General features: G+C 71.7%; 22 protein-coding genes. 4 read left to right on the top strand and 18 right to left on the bottom strand.

Going from position 1 to position 19610, the window contains the following annotated elements; all coding sequences use genetic code 11:
- The first annotated feature begins 3 nt into the window (after positions 1-3).
- A complete protein-coding gene (locus B7K23_RS09215) occupies positions 4-1587 on the top strand; it encodes a GAF domain-containing sensor histidine kinase (protein WP_084126032.1) in 1584 nt (527 codons plus the stop codon).
- A 73-nt stretch (positions 1588-1660) separates the two neighbouring features.
- Here B7K23_RS09215 and B7K23_RS09210 read toward each other — a convergent pair whose 3' ends face one another.
- From B7K23_RS09210 to rsmD, 7 genes are all read right to left on the bottom strand, one after another.
- On the bottom strand, positions 1661-2278 hold the full coding sequence (locus B7K23_RS09210) for a response regulator transcription factor (RefSeq protein ID WP_084126031.1): 618 nt from the start codon (positions 2276-2278) through the stop codon (positions 1661-1663).
- A 4-nt stretch (positions 2279-2282) separates the two neighbouring features.
- The gene (gene mutM, locus B7K23_RS09205) at positions 2283-3317 is read right to left on the bottom strand and encodes a bifunctional DNA-formamidopyrimidine glycosylase/DNA-(apurinic or apyrimidinic site) lyase (RefSeq protein ID WP_084126030.1); all 1035 of its coding nucleotides are present in this window, start codon (positions 3315-3317) and stop codon (positions 2283-2285) included.
- Positions 3310-4032: a ribonuclease III gene (gene rnc / locus B7K23_RS09200; RefSeq protein WP_084126029.1), complete on the bottom strand. Its 723-nt coding sequence runs from the start codon at positions 4030-4032 to the stop codon at positions 3310-3312. The genes mutM and rnc overlap by 8 nt, the downstream gene beginning before the upstream one ends.
- Before the next feature lie 33 nt (positions 4033-4065).
- On the bottom strand, positions 4066-4260 hold the full coding sequence (gene rpmF, locus B7K23_RS09195) for a 50S ribosomal protein L32 (RefSeq protein ID WP_062204633.1): 195 nt from the start codon (positions 4258-4260) through the stop codon (positions 4066-4068).
- Positions 4261-4262: 2 nt separating this feature from the next.
- Entirely contained in the window at positions 4263-4835 is a 573-nt protein-coding gene (locus tag B7K23_RS09190; RefSeq protein ID WP_234996451.1) for a DUF177 domain-containing protein, read from the bottom strand.
- 170 nt (positions 4836-5005) lie between these two features.
- On the bottom strand, positions 5006-5488 hold the full coding sequence (coaD, locus tag B7K23_RS09185) for a pantetheine-phosphate adenylyltransferase (RefSeq protein ID WP_084126027.1): 483 nt from the start codon (positions 5486-5488) through the stop codon (positions 5006-5008).
- Positions 5485-6054 (bottom strand): 16S rRNA (guanine(966)-N(2))-methyltransferase RsmD, encoded by a 570-nt coding sequence (gene rsmD, locus B7K23_RS09180; RefSeq protein ID WP_084126026.1) that lies wholly within the window; start codon positions 6052-6054, stop codon positions 5485-5487. Before rsmD ends, coaD begins: the two co-directional genes overlap by 4 nt.
- Before the next feature lie 156 nt (positions 6055-6210).
- Between rsmD and B7K23_RS09175 the strand changes: the two genes are divergently transcribed.
- Positions 6211-6993, top strand: a complete 783-nt coding sequence (locus tag B7K23_RS09175) for a hypothetical protein (protein ID WP_084126025.1) — start codon at positions 6211-6213, stop codon at positions 6991-6993.
- A gap of 41 nt (positions 6994-7034) precedes the next feature.
- On the opposite strand, the gene B7K23_RS09170 is transcribed toward B7K23_RS09175, so the two are convergent.
- Both B7K23_RS09170 and B7K23_RS09165 read right to left on the bottom strand, forming a co-directional pair.
- A complete protein-coding gene (locus tag B7K23_RS09170; RefSeq protein WP_084126024.1) occupies positions 7035-9341 on the bottom strand; it encodes an ATP-dependent DNA helicase RecG in 2307 nt (768 codons plus the stop codon).
- The gene (locus tag B7K23_RS09165) at positions 9338-10858 is read right to left on the bottom strand and encodes a DAK2 domain-containing protein (RefSeq protein WP_084126023.1); all 1521 of its coding nucleotides are present in this window, start codon (positions 10856-10858) and stop codon (positions 9338-9340) included. The genes B7K23_RS09170 and B7K23_RS09165 overlap by 4 nt, the downstream gene beginning before the upstream one ends.
- Before the next feature lie 249 nt (positions 10859-11107).
- On the opposite strand from B7K23_RS09165, the gene rpmB reads away from it, so the two are divergent.
- The gene (gene rpmB, locus B7K23_RS09160) at positions 11108-11299 is read left to right on the top strand and encodes a 50S ribosomal protein L28 (protein ID WP_084073692.1); all 192 of its coding nucleotides are present in this window, start codon (positions 11108-11110) and stop codon (positions 11297-11299) included.
- Positions 11300-11670: 371 nt separating this feature from the next.
- Here rpmB and B7K23_RS09155 read toward each other — a convergent pair whose 3' ends face one another.
- From B7K23_RS09155 to B7K23_RS09125, 7 genes are all read right to left on the bottom strand, one after another.
- Entirely contained in the window at positions 11671-12615 is a 945-nt protein-coding gene (locus tag B7K23_RS09155) for a thiamine-phosphate kinase (RefSeq protein WP_084126022.1), read from the bottom strand.
- An 80-nt stretch (positions 12616-12695) separates the two neighbouring features.
- Positions 12696-13670 (bottom strand): NAD(P)-dependent alcohol dehydrogenase, encoded by a 975-nt coding sequence (locus tag B7K23_RS09150; protein ID WP_084126021.1) that lies wholly within the window; start codon positions 13668-13670, stop codon positions 12696-12698.
- Positions 13667-14431 (bottom strand): DUF4386 domain-containing protein, encoded by a 765-nt coding sequence (locus B7K23_RS09145; RefSeq protein ID WP_084126020.1) that lies wholly within the window; start codon positions 14429-14431, stop codon positions 13667-13669. The genes B7K23_RS09150 and B7K23_RS09145 overlap by 4 nt, the downstream gene beginning before the upstream one ends.
- A 30-nt stretch (positions 14432-14461) precedes the next feature.
- The gene (locus B7K23_RS09140) at positions 14462-14689 is read right to left on the bottom strand and encodes a helix-turn-helix transcriptional regulator (RefSeq protein WP_084126019.1); all 228 of its coding nucleotides are present in this window, start codon (positions 14687-14689) and stop codon (positions 14462-14464) included.
- A complete protein-coding gene (locus tag B7K23_RS09135) occupies positions 14689-15135 on the bottom strand; it encodes a hypothetical protein (protein ID WP_084126018.1) in 447 nt (148 codons plus the stop codon). The genes B7K23_RS09140 and B7K23_RS09135 overlap by 1 nt, the downstream gene beginning before the upstream one ends.
- 110 nt (positions 15136-15245) lie before the next feature.
- The gene (locus B7K23_RS09130) at positions 15246-16622 is read right to left on the bottom strand and encodes an MATE family efflux transporter (protein ID WP_084126017.1); all 1377 of its coding nucleotides are present in this window, start codon (positions 16620-16622) and stop codon (positions 15246-15248) included.
- On the bottom strand, positions 16606-17109 hold the full coding sequence (locus tag B7K23_RS09125; RefSeq protein ID WP_084126016.1) for a hypothetical protein: 504 nt from the start codon (positions 17107-17109) through the stop codon (positions 16606-16608). Before B7K23_RS09125 ends, B7K23_RS09130 begins: the two co-directional genes overlap by 17 nt.
- Positions 17110-17156: 47 nt before the next feature.
- Here B7K23_RS09125 and B7K23_RS09120 point away from each other — a divergent pair, with 47 nt between their 5' ends.
- Positions 17157-17624 carry a DUF3515 family protein gene (locus B7K23_RS09120; RefSeq protein WP_084126015.1) on the top strand — a complete coding sequence of 156 codons (468 nt, stop codon included), beginning with the start codon at positions 17157-17159 and terminating at the stop codon, positions 17622-17624.
- A gap of 83 nt (positions 17625-17707) precedes the next feature.
- Here the strand turns inward: B7K23_RS09120 and B7K23_RS09115 are convergent, their stop codons facing one another.
- Both B7K23_RS09115 and B7K23_RS09110 read right to left on the bottom strand, forming a co-directional pair.
- Entirely contained in the window at positions 17708-18376 is a 669-nt protein-coding gene (locus B7K23_RS09115; RefSeq protein WP_084126014.1) for an SDR family NAD(P)-dependent oxidoreductase, read from the bottom strand.
- Between the two features lie 138 nt (positions 18377-18514).
- Positions 18515-19606: a D-alanine--D-alanine ligase family protein gene (locus B7K23_RS09110; protein WP_084126013.1), complete on the bottom strand. Its 1092-nt coding sequence runs from the start codon at positions 19604-19606 to the stop codon at positions 18515-18517.
- Between the last annotated feature and the right edge of the window lie 4 nt (positions 19607-19610).

Raw genomic sequence — 19610 nt, 5'->3', positions numbered from 1 at the left:
GCTGTGTCCGACGCACTGACCGATGCCATCGTCGGGATGAACCGGCTCGACCTCAAGGACGTCCTGGACAAGTTCCTGGACGCCGCGACGGTCCACACCGGCGCCCCGATGGCCGCGATCAACATCCTGGACGGCGACGGCGTCTCGGTGGAGTTCCGCTATCACGGCATGCCCGAGGGCGTGATGGCCCACATCGGTCGCGCGCCCAACGCGGTCGGCACGCTCGCGCAGATCCCGTTCGAGGGCTGCCTCGTGATCGACGAGCTCACGAAGCACCCCGCGTTCCGGGGCCTGCCCGACGGTCACCCGCCGATGGGCTCGTTCCTGGGCGCGGCGCTTGTGGTCCGCGACGAGCTGTTCGGCTACCTCTACCTCGCGAGCAAGCAGGGTGGCTTCACCGCGCGCGACCAGCAGATCGTCCTCGCCCTCGCCTCCGCGGCCGCGTCCGCGATCGACAACGCGCAGCTCTACGAGGCAGCGATCGCGCGCGAGAAGTGGCTCACCGCGTCCCAGGACATCACGACCCAGCTCCTCGCGGACCCGGGCGACGAGGAGGCCTTCGAGCGCATCGTCCAGGCGGCGGCGGAGCTCGCGGGCGCGACCTCCGCCTCGCTCGTCCTCCCCGGCGTGGGCGAGGAATGGGTCATGGAGTTCACCCTCGGCAACCGCGCCGACGAGCTGCTCGGCCAGGTGCTTCCCGAGGACGGGCACGCGCTCACGATCATCCGCTCGGGAGAGGGCGTCGTCGCGGCGGAGCCCCCGGGCGGGACGGTGCTGCCCGCGGTGCGCGCGTTCGGTCCGACGCTGTACGCGCCGCTGCACTCCGAGGGCAAGACGTCGGGACTGCTCATGCTGTGGCGCGAGCCCGGCATGGCCGCGTTCGATCAGAACGATCTGTCCACCGCGCAGCGCTTCGCGAGCCAGGCCGCGATGGCGCTGTCCTTCGCCGAGCTCGCGCACGTGAAGAACGTGTCCCACATGCTCGAGGAGCGCGAGCGCATCGCCGACGACCTGCACGACTTCGTGTCGCAGGAGCTGTTCGCGACGGCGATCCAGCTCGAGACGATCGCCTCGAACGTCCCCGCGGAGTTCCGACCACGGCTGCTGTCGACGCTCGACCACGTCAAGCGCGCGCAGCGCGAGGTCCGCTCCGTGATGGGCACGCTCGCGGGCGAGCGGACCTCGGAGCCGCTGTCGGAGCGCCTGCGCCGCGAGTTCGTGCTCGCGCAGGACTCGATGGGCTTCACTCCCACCATCTCCGTCGACTGGGAGGATGTCGCGACCGCGACCGCCGCGGACCCGTCGCTCTCGGACGATGCGGTGGCGGTCGTGCGCGAGCTGCTGTCCAACGTGTCGCGTCACGCTGAGGCGACCGCGGTCACGGTGTCGATCGTGGCGCCGACGGGGCGCTTCGTCATCTCGATCACGGACGACGGGATCGGGCCTGCAGGGGCGACCAAGCGCCACTCGGGAACGTCCAACCTCGCCAACCGCGCGATCCGCCGTCAGGGCACGTTCACGCTCTCACCCGTGCGGCCCGGCGCGACGCGCCCCGGCACCGCCGCGGAATGGAACGTCGAGGCGTAGCCCACGCGGGCTGCCGGCCTGTGCGCGGCGGCGTGGTCGCTGAGCGCGGGCAGGCCCCCGAACGCGGAGACTCCTAGCCTCGGAAGGACTGCGCGCGTCGCGCGGTCGCCCACGCGACGACCTGCGTGCGGCGCTGAAGACCCATCTTGGCGAGCACGCTCGTGACGTGGTTCTTCACGGTCTTCTCGGCGATGCCGAGCTCCGTGGCGATCTCACGGTTCGCGAGGCCCTGACCCACGAGGGTCAGCACGCGACGCTCCATCGGCGTGAGGCGCGACAGCATGTCGTCCTCGTGCACGTCGATGTGCTGACCGTGCTCGCGGCCGGTCGCGGCGTCCTTGACGGCCTGTAGCACCTCCGCGCTGCTCGCGGTCTTCGCGAGGAAGACGTCGGCGCCGGCGGAGCGGGCCGCGGCCTTAGCGTCGTCGTCGTCATACGAGGTCAGCACCACGACGCGCGTGTCCTGGAGCTTCTCGCGCACGTGGTTGATCACGTCGAGGCCCGTGCCGTCGGGCAGGCGCAGGTCGGACAGGATCACCTGCGGACGCACGGCGTCGGCGCGACGCGTCGCCTGTGCGACCGAAGAGGCCTCGGCCACGACGGTGACTCCCTCGGCGCGATCGAGGATGTCGCAGATGCCGCGACGCACGACCTCGTGGTCGTCGAGGACCAGGACTGTGATGTCAGACATGAAATTAATGGTACTGCCTGGAAGATGCGTCACCGGCTTTGGGCGCCCAGCGTCGCTGACATGTCGCGCACCAATGCGTCGCTCTGCCACCGATCATGGCCCTGCGCAGGGGTCTTGCGCAGCGCCCACAGGGCTCTCCCCCGCGGCCGTAGGCCTCGAGCGAGCGGTCGAAGTAGCCGGACTCCCCGTTGACGTTGACGTACAGCGCGTCGAAGCTCGTGCCGCCCTGGGCGAGCGCGGCGCTCATGACCTCTCGCGTGGCCGCGAGCAGGGCTCGGGCCTGCGCGGCGGACACGGCATGCGCGGGGCGCTGAGGGTGGACGCGCGCAAGCCAGAGCGCCTCGTCCGCGTAGATGTTGCCGATGCCGCTCACGACGGTCTGGTCGAGCAGCACCTGCTTGATCCCGCGCGCGCCCTTGCGGAGGGCGCGGGATGCCGCGAGGGGCGCGAGATGCGGATCGAGGACGTCGCGGCCGATATGGGCGACGGACTGCGGCAGCCACGCGAGGTCGGAGCCCTGCCCGGCGGGAAGCTCGTCGTGCGTGGGGACGAGTGGCTCCGCGTGGAGGTAGCCGAACGTGCGCTGATCGAGGAAGTCGAGGGTCAGCGGCCCTCGCGTCGGGTGCGCGAGCGTGAGGCGGGCCCGGCAGTGCGGGTGCGGGTCGGGGGCCGCCTCGCCCACGGCCTCGTGGACGCGGAACTGGCCCGACATTCCCAGGTGGGCGCTGAGGGAGAGGCCGGGCGCATCGTCCCTGGATCCCGGCGCATCGTCCCTGGAGATGGCCGGATCGGCCCGGCGAGCGTCCTCGGCTACGTGGTGGTCCGCGCCGGGTTCGACGAGGACCATCCACATGAACTTGCCGCGGCGGACGATCGCGTCGATCCGCGTGCCGACGACCTCGGCGGAGAACTCGGCCGCTCCGCCGGGAAGGAGCCGGACGCAGCTGTCGCGGCGGATGTCGACGCCGAGGATCGTGGCGCCGGTGATGAGGGAGTCGAGCCCTGAACGGACCGTCTCGACCTCGGGAAGCTCAGGCAACGACGCCGTCGGGCTCGCTGTCCGCCGTCTCAAGCGACGCGTAGGCGGCCGCGGCGGCCTCCTGCTCGGCGTGCTTCTTCGCGGTGCCGGTGCCCTCGCCGCGCACCTGGCCGTCGACGACGGCGCGCGCGGTGAACACGCGGGCGTGGTCCGGACCCTCGCCCGTCACGTCGTACACGGGACCGGGCAGGCCGAGCTCGGCGCACCGCTCCTGCAGCGACGTCTTCCAGTCGAGCGCGGCGCCGGACTGCGCGGCGGCGGCCAGCGACGGTCCGACCAGCCGCAGCACGACGTCGCGCGACGTCTCGATGCCGTGCGTGAGGTAGACCGCGCCGAGGATCGCCTCGAAGGCGTCGCACAGGATCGAGTCCTTGTTGTGCCCGCCCGTCGAGGTCTCGCCCTTGCCGAGCAGCACGCAGGGTCCCAGCTCGATCTGGCGCGCGATCGCGGCCAGCGACTTCTGGGACACGCATGCGGCTCGCATCTTGGCGAGCTCGCCCTCGGGGAGGTCCGGGTGCGCGTGATAGAGGTGGTCGGTCACGACGATGCCGAGCACCGAGTCCCCCAGGAACTCGAGCCGCTCATTCGTCGGCAGACCGCCCGCCTCGTAGGCGAACGAGCGATGGGTGAGGGCGAGCACCAGCAGATCGGGGTCGATCGACACACCGATCCGCCGGACCAGGGCGTCTGCCGCTTCCTGGCCCGGGATGCTCACCTCGTCACCTCGCTGCGCGTGGTAACGCGCGCCTTACGCCTCGTGCTCGGTGCGCAGCGCCTCGGCGTACTGGCGACCGTTGTAGGCGCCGCACGACGGGCACGCGACGTGGGCCAGCTTCTGGCCCTTGCACGAGGGGCACGTCACGGTGTTGGCAGCAGTGGTCTTCCACTGGGCCCGGCGTGCACGCGTGTTGCTGCGCGACATCTTGCGCTTGGGAACAGCCACGGCTAACTCTCTTTCTTCTCGGACGGCGCGTCGGCCTTCAAGGCTTCCAGCGCCGACCACCTGGGATCGATCTTCTCATGCGTGTGACCCGGGTCGTCCGCGAGCCGTGCGCCGCATTGGTCGCACAGCCCCGGGCAGTCCGGGTCGCACAGCGGGGTGAACGGCAGCTGGTCGGCCACCGCGTCCCGCACGACTTCGGTGAGGTCGAGGGTCTCCCCGTCGAACTCGTAGACGTCCTCCGGCTCCTCCTCCTCGTCCTCGCGCTCCGCGCCGGGGAGCTCGAACAGACCCTGGATCGGGGCCACGACAGTCAGTCGCACCTCGTCCAGGCACCTGCCGCACTCGCCGACCGCCTGCGCGGTGACGGTTCCGGAGATCCAGATTCCGTCCTGCACCGAGTCAAGGCTCAGATCGAGACTCACCTCGGTGCCGGCGGCCACGCCGATCATGTCGGTACCGAGGACCGCGGGGGCTGGGAACTGCTCCGACAGGACGCGCTGCGTCCCCGGGCGGCCGACGATATCCCTCGCGGGAATCTCGTACGGAGAGCCCTGGTGGCGCTTGGTGTGCGACACGCGCGCCTCCCGAACAGTTCCAGTCCTCATGGACCTCGGCCACGTCAGACGACGGGCCAGCGCACGATTCTACGCGAAGTGCCCCCGGCTCTCAAGCCAGCCCCACGAAGTCGTGCCCTCGGGCTCCACGGTACGTCAGATCGTGCCCGCGCGCCCGCGTCGGGAACGGCTCAAGAGCGGTGCTCAAGCGCGTCGAGCACCGCGGTCGAGACGCCCGGGGGGACGTAGGAGGTGATGTCGCCTCCGTGCCGCGCCACGTCGCGTACTAGGGACGATGCGATGTGGCTGAGGGCGTTGTCGCCCGTCAGGAAGATGGTCTCGATCCCGGTGATGGACCGGTTCATCAGCGCCATGGGGCGCTCGACGTCGTAGTCGGCCCCTCCGCGCAGACCCTTGACGATCGTGGTCGCGCCGATGGACTCACAGAAGTCGACGAGCAGCCCATCCGTCGTCGCGACCTCGATGCCGTCGAGGTGGGAGGTCGCCTCCGCGGCGAGGCGCACGCGGGTCTCGGCGTCGAGCAGGGGCGACTTGCTCGAGTTGTGAGCCACGGCGATGACCACTCGATCGAAGAGGGTCCGCGCGCGGACGGCCACGTCGACGTGGCCGAGCGTGATCGGGTCGAAGCTGCCAGGGAACACCGCGATGGTCATGCGTCCACGCTACCTGGGGCGACGACCTCCCCGTAGTGCACCGTGGTCTCGCCATAGGCCTTCGAGGCGACGGCCCCGATCGCGTCGGGCCACGGGGCGTCGCCGGCCCTGGAGGACCATTCGAGGACGACGGTCGCGTCGTCGCTCAGCCGCGGCGCGAGGGCGGCGAGCACCGTGGCGAGATCTTCGCGCGCGATGTCGTAGGGCGGATCGAGGAACGCGAGGTCCCACACCGCCTCGGACCTCTCGAGGTACGGCCGCGCCTTCTCGCGCACGACGATCGCGCGACCAGCCACGCCGAGCTCGCGCGCATTGCCCTGGGCGACGCGCGCCGCCTGGCTCGCGGCCTCGACGAGCACCGCCTCGGCCGCTCCCCTGCTGAGCGCCTCGAACGCGAGCGCGCCCGAGCCCGCGAACACGTCGATCACGCGCGCATCGCGCAGCACGTCGGCATGGTCGAGACGCGAGAAGACGGCCTCGCGGACCCTGTCGGTGGTGGGCCTCGTCCCCTTCGGCGGGACGGCGATCCTCCGGCCTCCGAACTCTCCGGCGATGATGCGGGTCATGGCCTCACGCTACCGGCTGGGCCTCGCGCGCCACCGCCTCGCCACACCTCTCCGCGCCGTGCCCTGCCGCGCCGTGCCTCGGGAACAAGCCCGGGTGCTCGCGCGCTGTCCCCCGGGATGACTCGGCGCAGATGCGCTGGGCAGGAAGGACACGGCATGGACGACGATCGGCGCGATCACGGACCCCAAGACGACCCTACGGAGGCGCTCCCGACCACGCAGGAGATGCCCCTCACCGCACCGCTCCCCACGGCGTTGAACCCCGAGGTCGCGGGCGGTGGCGATGCGGCCGCCAGCGTCCCGCCCCCATCGGTCCCTCCCCTGCACGACGCGTCCCGACCGGCGGCGTCGTTGGGCGACGACGGGCCGCGCGGTCGCTCCCCGCTCCTGGTCGGCGCCGCAATCGCCGTGGCCGCGCTCGTGGCGGCCGGCCTGATCCTGGGCGTGGGCGCCCTGCTGGGTGCGTCCGACTCCTCCGTCGAGGTGGCGGCCAGCGACTCGGCCTCGCCCTCCGCCTCGGTCGAGACCTCCAGCGCGCCGGACGAGTCCGCCTCCGAGGACTCGCCTGCGCCCTCGGACACCGCGACCGCAGACGACGACGAGGCGAGCGCGGCTCAGGTCGGCTCCGACGGTACGCCCGGCAGCGACGGCGCGTGCACCGCGTCCGTCAAGAACCTCAAGGCGAAGAACGGCGAGTTCGACCTCGAGATCGAGATCCACGCGCGCGCCGGAGGCGTGGAGACGTGGCAGGTGCGGGTCGACCTCGGCGAGGCCATCGCGTCGGAGGCGGATCACGCGACGCTCGTCGATCAGGCGGACGGCATCGCGACCGTCGAGAGCGAGGACGGCGCCAAGGCGATCGACTCGGGCAAGCGCTTCACCTTCAAGGTCAAGGGCGAGGGAGAGCCCTCGGGGCTCGACCTCGCCTGCACGTCCTAGGCCAGCACGCCGGGCCCTGGACGTCCTAGCCGAGCGCAGGCCTAGCCGCGCTCGAGGAACTGCTCGCGCTCCTCGCCGAGCCACTCGTCGATCGCGGCCGCGAGCGCGGGATGACTCGCCAGGGCGGGGTCCTCGGCGACGAGGCCCTTCGCATCGTCCCTCGCCTCGGCGATGACCTTGGCGTCGCGCACCACGCGCAGGAGGCGCAGGGAGTTGCGGCCGCCCGACTGGGCCGTGCCGAGGACGTCACCCTCGCGGCGCAGCTCGACGTCCTTGTCGGCGAGCTCGAAGCCGTCCGTCGTACCGGCGACCGCGGCGAGGCGCTCGGCCGCGACCGTGCCCTCCTCGGCGTGCGTGACGAGCAGGCATACGCCGGGCAGTCCGCCACGTCCGATGCGTCCGCGCAGCTGGTGGAGCTGCGAGATCCCGAAGTGTTGGGCGTCCATCACGACCATCACCGAGGCCTCGGGGACGTCGACGCCCACCTCGACCACCGTGGTGGAGACGAGGACCGGCGTCGCCCCGCTCGCGAAGGCGGCCATCGCATCGTCCTTGTCGTCGGATCCCATGCGTCCATGCAGGAGGCCCACGCCGACACCGGCGAGCTCGGGCCGCGCGCGCAGCATGTCGACGACCTGCGTGGCGGCGGCGAGAGGCGGACGCTCGGCGCTCTTGTCCTTGCCGCCGGCCCCGACGTCGAGCAGGCCGTCGTCGGCGAGGTCGTCCGCGCTCGCCTCGGGCGCATCGTCGTCGGGAGTGGTCTCGCCCTCCTCGATGCGGGGGCAGACCACGTAGGCGCGACGCCCCTGGGCGACCTCCTCGGCAACGCGCGCCCACGCGCGGTCGAGCCACGCGCGGTTGTCCGCGGGGACCACATGCGTGAGCACCTCAGCGCGGCCCGCGGGCTTCTCGTCCAGCACGGTGGTCTCGAGGTCGCCGAACACGGTCATCGCGACGGTGCGCGGGATCGGCGTGGCGGTCATGACGAGCATGTGCGGCGGATGCTCTCCCCTGGTGCGGAGCGCGTCGCGCTGCTCGACGCCGAAGCGGTGCTGCTCGTCGACCACGACGAGGCCCAGGTCGGCGAACTGCACGGTCTCGCTCAGCAGCGCGTGCGTGCCGACCACGATGCCCGCCTCCCCCGAGGCCGCATCCGCGAGCGCCTTGCGCCTCGCGGCGGCGCCCTGGGAGCCGGTGAGGAGCGTGACGCGCGTGCCGCGCGGGTCGCCGCCTAGGGTCCCCGCGTCCGCGAGCGCGCCGAGCATCGCCCGCAGCGTGCGCAGGTGCTGGGCCGCGAGCACCTCGGTCGGGGCGAGCAGCGCCGCCTGCCCACCCGAGTCGACCACCTGAAGCATCGCCCGCAGCGCGACGAGGGTCTTGCCCGAGCCCACGTCTCCCTGAAGGAGCCGCAGCATGGGCGTCTCCTTGGCGAGGTCCGCCGCGATGGTCTCGCCCGCGCGCACCTGGGCGCCGGTGAGGGCCCACGGCAGCTGCGCGCCGAAGGCGTCGAGCGCGCCGTCCGCCTTGCCCGTGCGCGCCAGCGTGGCGTGCGCATCGTGCGCGGCGCGGCGCCTCGCGAGCGCGGCCTGCAGGACGAGCGCCTCCTCGTAGATCAGCCGCGCCCGTGCGGAGCGCCACTCGGCATCGTCCTCGGGCACGTGGATCCGCCGCCACGCCTCGAGCAGCGGCACGTGCCCGTGACGCTCGAGCAGTTCGGCGGGAACCGGGTCGTCGACCTCGTCGGGCGCGAGCGGATCCAGCACGGTGCGGACCGAGCGGCCGATGCGCCACGTCGGCACCCCTGCCGCGGCAGGGTAGATCGGGATGGGGCGGGACGCCTCGAGGACGGCCTCGTCCGCGTCCGCGGCGTCGACGCCCACGATGAGGTAGTCGGGGTGGGTGAGCTGGCGCTCGCCGCGGTACTCGCCGACGGTGCCGGTGAACAGCCCGGTGCGTCCTGCGCGCAGCTTGTCCTCGTGCATGCGCAGCACGCCCATGCGCTTGGCGAAGAAGGTGAGCCGCAGCGAGTCCTGGCCGTCGGTCACGACCGCCTCGAGCATCGCGCCGCCCCGGTTGCGCATCGGTCGCGTTGTCGCGGATCGCACCTGCGCCATGACGGTCACGTGCTCGCCGACGCGGAGGTCGCGGATGGGGGTCATCTCGCCAGGGCTGCCGTAGCGCCGCGGGTAGTGGCGCAGCAGGTCGCCGACGGTCTCGAGGCCGAGCTTCTTCATCGACTGCGCGGTGCGCGAGCCGAGCACGCGGCTCAGCGGCTCGGTCAGGCGGCCCCCGGTGTGGGGCCCTGGCGCGGCGGGGCCGGGCGGGACGTCGTCCGTCGTCCGTGTCATGCGACGGGCGAGGACTCGACGCCGATCAGGATCCCTGGCTCCCCGTGGCCGCCCGCGTAGATCTGGATGTCGGCGAGCGGGGCCACCTGGGCGACGGAGATCCGGACGTGATCGGCGATCTCGGGGGGCACGCCCCTCGCGAGGATGAGGGTCACGACGTCGGTGTCCGGGCCGATCATCCGGTCGACGTCATCGTCGAGCGCGTCGACCGACGACGACTCGACCTCGGTCCTGGCCACCGCATCGGACATGAGGACCGCGAGGTCCTCTCCCGGAGTCGCGAGCGCGGCCGCGGCGACCGCGGCGATCACCTGGGCCTCGTGGCCCGCGTCGAGGACCGTCATGTGCCAGTGGCGGCGGCGCGCGGCGAGCTCCCGGGCGGCGATCCGCAGCGCGGGGTTGCCCGCGACCACGACCGCAGACGAGCCCGACGCGTCCTTGACCGCGCGACGCAGCTCGCGCTTCTTCATGCGAGTCGGATCTGGGACCACGAGCACGACGGCACCCGCGTCGGACAGCGGCTCGGCGAGGCCCGGGCACGAGGTCAGCGCGACGACGCCCGTCGCGGAGCGGTCGCCGACGTGGCTCATGAGCAGGCTGCGCACGACGATCTGGCGCGCATCGACGGACTGGGCGATGTCGACCGCGGCCTCGGGCGCGTCCGTGTGGACGTGCGCCTGCGCGAGGCCGTGGCCGTACGAGACCGTGACTGAGTCGCCGACGGCCTCGAGCTCGCCGCGGAGCCGCGCGATCTCGCTCGCGTCCTCCGGCTCGGCGACGAACATCACCTCGTAGGCGCCACCGCCGGGGATGCCGTGCGTGTGTGGGCCGGGGCCGTGGATCACGCTGCGACCGTCGCGCAACTCCCACTCGACCTCGTCGAGGGCGGCGAGCGCGTCGCGTCCCGCGAGCGTCTCGGCGAGCATCTCGAGCTGCAGTACGAGCCCCGCCGCTCCCGCGTCCACCACTCCGGCGTCGCGCGCGCTCGGCAGCTGCTCCTGCGTGAGCGCGAGGGCGGCACGCGCGGAGACCACCGCGGCGACCGCCACGGCCTCGCGCCCGGCCTTGACCTTTGCCGCGTCGCGCGCGCCCTTCGCCGCCGCGCGGGCGACCGACAGGATGGTCCCCTCGACGGGAGAGCTCACCGCGCGGTACGCGGCCTCGGCCGCGATCTCGAGCGACTCGGCGATCGCCGCGGGCTTGGCCTTGTTCAGGCCGCCCCTCTCGTCGATCGCGGTGAGGAAGCCCGAGAGGTACTGCGAGACGATCACGCCCGAGTTGCCACGGGCGCCCAGCAGGGCACCCCGCGCGAAGGCGGCGACGACCTCGCGATGCGTCGCATCGTCCGGGAGCTTCGCGACGGCGCGGTTGCCCTCCTGAAGCGTGAGGTAGATGTTGGTGCCGGTGTCGGAGTCCGCGACGGGGAAGACGTTGATCGCGTCGAGGCTCTCGCGCGCCCGCTTCACGGCGTCGACGCCCGAGGTGAGCCAGCGGCGCAGCTCGGTGGCCTCGCTCATCGGCACTCCCTTCGGTCGCTCGTCGCCCCGCACATCTTCCTCCCTCGCCAGGCGAACTTGACCCGCCCGACGCTCCTTATCGTGGCACGAGCATGGGACACTGGAGGGCAGGAACGGCCCGGTCCGAAGCCTTGTTTGGCGCGTAGCGGAATCGTCGGCTATCCTTGTGCGGTTGCCCGAGCACCTTCGGGCTCTCAATCGTGGCACTGTCGGAAGTCGCCGGCGTGCAAGAACTGTAGGAGAACTATCGTGGCTGCCAACTGCGACGTCTGCGGCAAGGGCCCCTCGTTCGGGCACTCCATCTCGCACTCGCACCGCCGCACGAAGCGTCGCTGGAACCCCAACATCCAGCGCGTCCGTGCCGTGGTCGCCGGTACCCCCAAGCGCCTGAACGTGTGCACCTCGTGCCTCAAGGCCGGCAAGGTTACCCGCAACGTCTAAGCATTCCAGCGGCATCGACCGCGGACAACAGAAAGGGCGCTTCCCCTCGGGGAGGCGCCCTTTCTGTTGTCCGCACTGCCCTCCGGGTAAGCCAGTGTCGGTTCTCGGAGCTTGCTGCGCCTGACGGGTAGATGAGTATCGTGGCGGCGCGACTCAGGTCGGCTTGCCGGTTCGCTCGGGCCCAAGCGAACCGAAGTGACTGAGAATCGGCCGCCCGCCACGGCGAACTGCAGCGAACACCATGAATCCGCCGCAAGTTTCAGTCACTTCGGGCGGGGCGTCAGACTGGATCTGCGCGAGAAGCGACATGCCGTCGTCACTGCGGCCTCCGTTGAAGACCGGTGCGCGAGCGCGCGCGGCGATCAGCGGGCCTACCGGCTGAAGTGATCCCAGCCGAGCGACTCGGGCACGACGCCGTCGACGCGCACGCCTGCGAACTCGTCCGTCACCGTACCGATGACCTCCCAGCCCGGCGGCACCGAGCCCGCGGACGGGAACACCGCGAGCAGCGCGTGGTCCTCTCCCCCGGTGAGCGCGTAGTCGAGCGCGGACGTCCCCAGCGCGGAGGCCGCCACCGAGGCGGCCGGGTGCACGGGCACGGCGTTCGAGTCCAGCGACAGCCCCACCTCGGAGGCCCGCGCGATCCGGCCGGCGTCGCGCAGCAGCCCGTCGGAGATGTCCATCATCGCCGCTGCCCCGCGAAGCGCGGCCTCGAGCCCGGCCCCGACCACGGGACGCGGACGCTTGAACAGCTGCACAGCCTCGGGGGCGGCCTCGGGAGAGCCCGCGGTGAGCGCCGCGAACCCAGCCGCCGCCGCGCCGAGCGGCGCCGACACCGCGACGACCATGCCGGGATGCGCATCGGCCCTGGTGACGACCTCGGTGCCGTGCGTCTCGCCGAGCACCGTCACGGAGACGACGATCTGATCGGCTCCCGACAGGTCTCCCCCGACCACGCCGACCCCATGCGGCTCGCACGCCTCGCGCACCCCGTCGGCGAAGTCGAGCACCCAGTCCACGTCCGTGTCCTCGGGCAGGCACAGAGTGATCTGCAGCGACGTCGGCACGGCGCCCATCGCATCGATGTCGGCGAGGTTCTGCATCGCCGCGCGCCAGCCCACGTCGGCCCCGGTCGACCACTCCGAGCGGAAGTGGTGCCGCTCCACCAGCACGTCCGACGACACGACCAGGTGACCGTCGACGGCGACCACTGCCGCATCGTCCCCGGGCCCGAGGATCTCGGCGTCGGTGTCCGGAAGCCGCGGGGCGAAGAGCGCGATGAGCGCGTCCTCGCCGATCTCGCCGATGGAAGTCATGCGGACAAGCCTAGGCGTGCAGGGACGATGCGCCGTTCACGGGTCGGCCCAGCCCAGGGACGATGCCGTGGTCGCCCGGTTCAGGCCGCCTCCACCACGATCTTCCCGGCCACGTGGCCTCCCTCGAGCATCTCGAGCGCAGCGACGTGCTCCTCAAGCGGGAACACCCTGTCGATGCGCGGCTTGACGAGGCCAGCCTCGACCCATGCGGCCACGCGCACGAGGTCCGCGGAGTTCGGGATCGCGGTGTGCCGCACGACCTTGCGCCTCACGAACGGCGCGGCGAAGGTCGCCTTGAACATGGCCTCCGCGGGCCCCAGCAGCTTCCCGCCGCCGATGCCACCCATGGGCGCGTAGGCCCCGTCGGGTGCGATCACGGCCGCGAGGTCGCGCAGGGAAGACGTCGTCACCAGGTCGAGCACCACGTCGAACTGCTCGCCGCAGTCGGCGACCTCCTCGACCGTGTAGTCGATGACGCGGTCGGCGCCGAGCTCTCGCACCCAGTCGGCATTGCGACCCGAGCACACCGCGACAACACGGGCCGCGCCCAGAGCCTTAGCGATCTGCACGCCGAGGTGGCCCACGCCGCCCGAGGCGCCGATGACGAGCACCCGGCTGCCGGGACGGATCCCCATAGCCTCGAGCCCCTGCAGCGAGGTGAGCGCGCCCATGGGCAGCGCCGCCGCCTCGGCAAAGCTCAGGGAAGCGGGCTTGGGCGCGATCCGGCCGGCGTCCGCGACGCAGTACTCCGCGCACCCGCCGAAGCTGATCTCCCCGTAGACCTCGTCGCCCACCGCGAATTCGGTGACGCCGGGCCCCACTGCATCCACCACTCCCGCGACATCGGCGCCGAGCACCCTGAGGCCCGGGGACCGCCAGCCGCTGAAGCTGCGGGCGAGCGCGGGGTCGGCGCGGTAGACGTGCCAGTCGTAGGGGTTCAGCGAGGCCGCGCGGTTCGCGATGCGAACCTGCCCCTCTTGAGGAAGCGGCGCGGGCATGTCGACGAGGCGCATGACCTCCGGCCCTCCGTAGGAGTCGTAGACGACGGCCTTCATCGGGCCACCTCCTCGGTCTTGGCCTGGCTCGGGATGGGGGCGGGGACGCTCACGTCGGGCCGGATCCCCACGATCAAGAGGTAGCCGATCATCCAGAACTCCGCGACGGTCGCGGGCATGGCGACCGCTTCGACGATCCAGGAGGGCACGGCGCCCTCGACGAGGCCGAGGAAGGCGCTCAAGACGTAGCCCGCGCCGCCGACGATCAGCAGCCATCCGAGCACGGAGGGGAAGCGTCCCGAGGTCTTCGCGACGTGCCCCATGGGGATGAGCCACAGCCCGAAGAACAGCGCGCCCACAGCCCAGAACGCGTCGGCCGATTCCCACAGGAGAGCGACGGTCGACCAGACGTCACCTCCCGGGGCGAGCGTCGCATCGTCCGCTACCGCGGTGGCGGTCACGAGCATCGCGGCAGAGCCGAGGATCGCGAGCGCGTTGGCCATGCCGAACGCCGCCGTGGCCCAGGCGGCCACAGGGTTGAGGCCCCGAAAGAGCTTGTAGAAGTAGACGGCGGCGAGCGCCTGCGTCGCGACGACGCCGAGCTCCAGCCCCAAGAACACGAGCGTGCGCAGCGGGATGTCGGTGAGGTTGATGGCGGTTTCGACTCCGTCGTCGCCCGCGAACATCGGGCGCAGGAGCAGGAACCCGAGCATCCCCGTGAGCGCGAGCCCCAGGTACCAGGCTCCGGTGACGCGCGCGGTGCGGCGCGTCGCATCGGTCAGGCCGGCCCTTTCGGGCGCGACAACATCAACAGCGGTCATGGTCTTTCCCCCTTTGGCGTCCGCCGCTTCTCAGGCGTCGGCGTCGTCGGCGTAGCTGAAGACTCGCTCGAGCGGGACGCCGAAGACCCGCGCGATCTGGAACGCGACCTCGAGCGAGGGAGAGTACTTGCCCTGCTCGATCGCGATGATGGTCTGACGCGTGACGCCGACGCTCTTCGCGAGCGCGGCCTGCGTCATCTCGCCGTGCATGAAGCGCAGCGTGCGGATGTCGTTGGTGACCTTCGTGGAGCGGGGCATCACAGCCCCCGCGAGTAGGCGCGGAGCTTGAGCGCCGCGCCGACGATGCCGCCGAGCAGGCCGACGGCGAAGAGCAGCTGCGCGATCCAGAACGGATCCACGTCGTTCATGGCCAGGATGATCGCGCCGAGCGACCCGAAGGACGCGATCGACAGGCCCTTGGCGTTGCCGAAGTTCTCGATCACCTTGTCGCGCTCGTCGCCCTCCTCGAACTCGGGCTCCTCGCCGCGGACGGTGGCGGAGATGGCGCCGCTGATCGTGGAGACGATCACCCCGGCGATGATCACGACGACGATCGAGCCCATCGCGATGGCCATCGGCCAGACCCAGCTGATCTCGCTGGGCTCGGAGCCGATCATGCGCGGGATCATCACGGCGGCGTAGACCAGGCCGACCACGACGAACGCGATCAGCGAGGCCCAGACGGTGCGCTGCTGCATGGACATCGTCACCTCCTCGGGATGTCAAAGATCTCTGACATCTCCAAAGTAAGGTCGCGCGGACACTGTGTCAAGTTTTCTTGACACCGCTCCAGCCTTGGGCGAGCCAACCGCTCCTACACCCGCGCCGGCTCCTCGTGCTCGAGCCAGCCGCCGCGCCTGGTCGTGCGCCAGTAGGCGAGCCCGAGGAAGAATCCGCGCGCGCCGTTGAACAGCAGGAACGCGCGCCACAGGTCGTGGCCGCGGTCGTCGCCGATCCACAGGGCGCCGATCGCGAGGACGGGGAAGAACACCACCACCGCGGACAGTGCCATGGTCACGAGCATCGCGCGCGTATGGCCTGACCCGAGGAACACGCCGTCGAAGAGATACGCGAAGGCGCTGAACAGCGGCAGCGCGATCACCCACGGGAAGTACTCGCGCGCGGTGTCGGCCACCGCGGGCAGATCGGTCATCAGGGCCAGGAGCGGATCCCGCGCGACCAGGTAGAGAAGCGTGAAGATTGCGCCGAGGGTGACGGCGGGAACGGCCGCCGCGAGGTTCGCGCGATGGAACTCGCGTACGTCTCGGCGCCCGACCTCACGCGCCGCCATCGCCTCAGCCGCGTGCGCGTAGCCGTCCTGGGCGTACGACGCGAGGTACATGAACTGCATGAGCACGCTCGTGGCCGCGAGCACGTCCTCCCCGATGCGACCCGCGTAGGCCGTCACGAACGTCAGCACGACGTACAGGATCGCCGTGCGCCCGAAGAGCCAGCTGTTCAGCTTGACCACGCCGGCCCAACCGGACCGCAGACCCTTGCCGCGCCACCTGCGCACCGCCTCGCGCACCGGGGCGGGCGCGACCCGCCACCACAGCACCCCGGCGACCACCACGCCGACCCATTCGGCGATCGCGGACGCGGCCGCGGCGCCCTGGGAGCCCCAGCCGAACCCCGCGACGAACGCCACGTCGAGCCCGATGTTGAGCAGGTTCACCGTCGCGACGACGGCAAGCGGTCGCTTCGTATCCCCCGACCCGACGAACCAGCCGTTCGCGACGAGCGTCAGCAGCGTCGCGGGTGCCGCGAGCAGGCGGATGAGCGCGTAGTCGGTCGCGAAGGCGCGGACGTCGCCCTCGGGCGCGAGCACCGACATCGCGAGCGGCACCGCCACCCATTGCACGACGACGATGCTGAGGCCGAGCGCGAGAGCCATGAGCAGCGAGCGCTGCAGATGCGTGACGGCGGTGTCGGTCCGCCCGGCGCCGAGCGCACGGCCCACGAGGGACGTCGTCCCCGAGCGCAGGAAGTTCAGCAGCCACGTCACCGCGCCGATGACGGTGGCACCGATCGCGACCGCGCCCAGATGGGTCGCGTCGGAGAAGTGCCCGAGCATCGCGGTGTCCACGAGGCCGACGAGCGGCACCGTGATGTTGGAGAGGATCGCCGGCCAGGCCAGCGAGAAGGCACGCCGATGCGGGAGCCCCCGCAGCAGGTCAGCCCTCGACGACAACGCGCGCGCCGTGGCTGCGGGCCGGCTCCATCGCCGTGTTGAGACGCGAGCCGGTCACGTCGGAGTCGTGCAGGAAGCGCACCTCCGACTCGCCATCGGAGAGCACGTAGAGCACGGCACCCTGGCGCGTGGCCCCGGCCTGGGTCAGCGTCAGCAGGCCCGGCTTGAACGACGCCCACTTGCGACGCGCGAGCGGGGAGACGAGGCCGCCCAGCTCGAGCCGGTCATCGACGACGCGCGCCTGGAGCACCGACGCCTCCCCCTTGGCGAGGGCCCTCCCCTGGTAGCCGAGCCACGCGTTGAGCACCGTGGCCGGGATCATCACGATCGCCACGAGACCGATGAGCAGCGGGGCGTCCCGGAACACGGAGCCGAAGACGGCGATCGTGGCGACGCCGAGCACGACCGCGACCGCCCAGTGGCGGTACCACTCGGCGAAGGGCTCGGCCCATGCGGGCGGAGACAGCAGGTTCTCGGTGTGCGGCATGCTCCTCCTCGTCAGGACTCCACCCTAGCGACGCCTAGGCTGTGGGCATGCCTCGGAGACTGACCGCGCTCGGCCTCGCTGCGCTCCTCGCGCCGGCCCTCGCGGGCTGCGCGTCCCCGTACCCCGTGGATCCCGCGGAGTACGCAGGCGACCCCGACTGCGCGCGCGTGATGCTCGCGGTCCCGGACGAGCTCGGCGGCCTTGCCAAGCGCACGACCACCTCGCAGGCGACCGCGGCCTGGGGCGGCGACGAGGGCGTCATCGTCGCGCGCTGCGGCGTCGAGCCTCCCGGGCCCACGACCGACGAGTGCCTCGCGGTCGAGACCTCGACCGTCTCGCAGGACTGGATCCTCACGGAGACGGACGATGCATGGGTCGCCACGACCTTCGGCCGCTCCCCCGCGCTCGAGGTCACCGTCCCGAAGGTGCGCGCCGACGAGGCCCTCGGGGATCTGCTCGCGGAGCTGTCGGGTCCCGCGGCGCTCGCGCCGTCGAACGGCCTCGCCTGCTCCTGACGGGCGGCGCTGGGAGTCGCACTCCCGGCGAGAGAGGCGCCGACCCGCGCTGAACCGAACCCGCGCCGAATCGGACCCGAGCGCTACTCGCGGCCCTCATCGAGCGGGATCAGCATCGTCCTGTAGTCCCCGCCCTCGGCGTGGATCTGCCAGATCTTCTCCGCGACCTCGTCGATCGTGTAGCGGAGCTTCGGAATCGCGCCGGGGATCACGAGCTGGTGGACGCCGATGCCCTCGACGCCGAGCGCGTCATGCAGCATCTCGCCGTACGCGCTCTCCGCGGGGAAGGCGACCGAGGTGCCCGAGAAGCCGTGGCGCGCCTTGACCGACGTGCCGCCGTTGATGAGGATGATCGATCCCTCCCCCGCCTCGCGCATCGCCGGCAGCACGGTGCGCGCCGCGTGGATCAGACCGAGCGCGGAGAACTGGAAGGCCTGCGTCGCGAGCTCCGGGGTGAGGTCGAGCACCGGGTTGAGGAAGCTGCGGAACGGCAGCGGGCTGTACTGGAGCGCGGTGATGGTCCCGAGCTCGGCGGCCGCCATCTCGAGGGCCCCCACGAGCTGCGCCGGCTGGAGGACGTCGGCCGCGTAGCCGCGGGCCGTGGTGCCGTCCTTGGACAGCTCGGCGGCGATGCCGTCGAGCTTCTCCTGATCGCGGGAGATCAGGGCGACGGAGAAGCCCTCTCGCCCGAAGCGGCGCGCGACCGCGGCGCCGAGGTTGGGTCCGGCTCCGATGATGGCGAGCGTGGGCATGAGGTCTCCTTCGACGTCGTGGCGGTTCCGCTTCCGACCCTAGCGCTCGGTGCGCGCGGGCCGATGGACGCGAGCGGTGCGGCGCACTGCGGCCGCAGCGCCACCGCAGAGGGGGCACCACGGGTGCAGGCGCGGACGTCAGCGCAGGCCGAGCGGCCTCGCGAGCGCCTCCTGGATCAGCGCCTCGACGAGCGCCGGGTACGCGATCCCCGCGGCGGCCCACATGCGCGGGTACATGCTCGTCGTGGTGAAGCCCGGCATGGTGTTGATCTCGTTGACCGTCACGTAGCCGTCGGGACCGACGAAGCAGTCCACGCGGGCGAGGCCCTCGGCACCGACCGCGACGAAGGCGCGACGCGCGAAGTCCGCGACCGTCGCCGCCACGCCCGGGTCGAGCGCGGTGGGGCACAGCAGCTCCACGTTGCCCTCGTCCAGGTACTTCGCCTCGAAGTCGTAGAAGGCGTGGTCTCCCTTGGTGACGATCTCGCCTTGGGGCGACGTCCTCACCTCGGTCCCCGTGGCGAGCACCGCGGTCTCGATCTCGCGACCCACGATCCCGGCCTCGACGAGCACCTTCGGATCGTGCTTGGCCGCGTCCGCGACCGCCGCCTCGAGCTCGTCCCACGACGTCACCTTGGAGATGCCCATCGAGGAGCCGGCGCGCGCGGGCTTGACGAACACCGGCAGGCCGAGCTTCTCTAGCTCGGGCATGCGGGGCGCGACGGGCTCCCCCGGCCGCAGCACGATGCCGGGCGCGACGGGCAGGCCCGCGTCGACAAACGAGGCCTTCATGAACTGCTTGTCCATGCCGACCGCGGAGGCGAGCACGCCGGAGCCGACGAAGCGCGCGTCGACGAGCTCGAGCGCGCCCTGGATCGTGCCGTCCTCGCCATACGGCCCGTGCAGCACGGGGAACACCACGTCGATCGTGCCGAGCGGCGTCACGGACGCGCCGTCGTCGAGCCTCCACTCGGTCGAGCCGACGCGGACGGGAGGCAGCACTGTGGGACCCTCATCCGCGACCGAGGGCATCGCGCCGTCGGCGATGCGCCAGTCGGCGGCGTCGGTCGAGGCGAGCGTCCAGCGTCCGTCGCGGGTGATCCCGATGGCGACCACGTCGTAGGTGTCGCGGTCGATCGCGCCGAGCACGCCGCCGGCGGTCACGCACGAGACCCCATGCTCGGACGAACGGCCGCCGAACAGCACGGCCACGGTCGGCTTGGGGTTCATCGTG

The organism is Demequina sp. NBRC 110054 (genome assembly GCF_002090115.1).
In the GTDB taxonomy this organism is placed as follows: domain Bacteria; phylum Actinomycetota; class Actinomycetes; order Actinomycetales; family Demequinaceae; genus Demequina.
This window is presented reverse-complemented; position numbering and strand designations above follow the sequence as displayed.

What these genes read in the sequence shown, in the direction of transcription:
- B7K23_RS09110 (WP_084126013.1), bottom strand. Translation starts at nt 19,606, where the DNA reads ATGAACCCCAAGCCGACCGTGGCCGTGCTGTTCGGCGGCCGTTCGTCC.
- B7K23_RS09145 (WP_084126020.1), bottom strand. Translation starts at nt 14,431, where the DNA reads ATGACCGCTGTTGATGTTGTCGCGCCCGAAAGGGCCGGCCTGACCGAT.
- B7K23_RS09155 (WP_084126022.1), bottom strand. Translation starts at nt 12,615, where the DNA reads ATGACTTCCATCGGCGAGATCGGCGAGGACGCGCTCATCGCGCTCTTC.
- B7K23_RS09150 (WP_084126021.1), bottom strand. Translation starts at nt 13,670, where the DNA reads ATGAAGGCCGTCGTCTACGACTCCTACGGAGGGCCGGAGGTCATGCGC.
- B7K23_RS09175 (WP_084126025.1), top strand. Translation starts at nt 6,211, where the DNA reads ATGGACGACGATCGGCGCGATCACGGACCCCAAGACGACCCTACGGAG.
- B7K23_RS09140 (WP_084126019.1), bottom strand. Translation starts at nt 14,689, where the DNA reads ATGCCCCGCTCCACGAAGGTCACCAACGACATCCGCACGCTGCGCTTC.
- B7K23_RS09170 (WP_084126024.1), bottom strand. Translation starts at nt 9,341, where the DNA reads ATGACACGGACGACGGACGACGTCCCGCCCGGCCCCGCCGCGCCAGGG.
- B7K23_RS09135 (WP_084126018.1), bottom strand. Translation starts at nt 15,135, where the DNA reads ATGTCCATGCAGCAGCGCACCGTCTGGGCCTCGCTGATCGCGTTCGTC.
- B7K23_RS09210 (WP_084126031.1), bottom strand. Translation starts at nt 2,278, where the DNA reads ATGTCTGACATCACAGTCCTGGTCCTCGACGACCACGAGGTCGTGCGT.
- B7K23_RS09125 (WP_084126016.1), bottom strand. Translation starts at nt 17,109, where the DNA reads ATGCCGCACACCGAGAACCTGCTGTCTCCGCCCGCATGGGCCGAGCCC.
- rsmD (WP_084126026.1), bottom strand. Translation starts at nt 6,054, where the DNA reads ATGACCCGCATCATCGCCGGAGAGTTCGGAGGCCGGAGGATCGCCGTC.
- coaD (WP_084126027.1), bottom strand. Translation starts at nt 5,488, where the DNA reads ATGACCATCGCGGTGTTCCCTGGCAGCTTCGACCCGATCACGCTCGGC.
- B7K23_RS09115 (WP_084126014.1), bottom strand. Translation starts at nt 18,376, where the DNA reads ATGCCCACGCTCGCCATCATCGGAGCCGGACCCAACCTCGGCGCCGCG.
- B7K23_RS09120 (WP_084126015.1), top strand. Translation starts at nt 17,157, where the DNA reads ATGCCTCGGAGACTGACCGCGCTCGGCCTCGCTGCGCTCCTCGCGCCG.
- B7K23_RS09165 (WP_084126023.1), bottom strand. Translation starts at nt 10,858, where the DNA reads ATGAGCGAGGCCACCGAGCTGCGCCGCTGGCTCACCTCGGGCGTCGAC.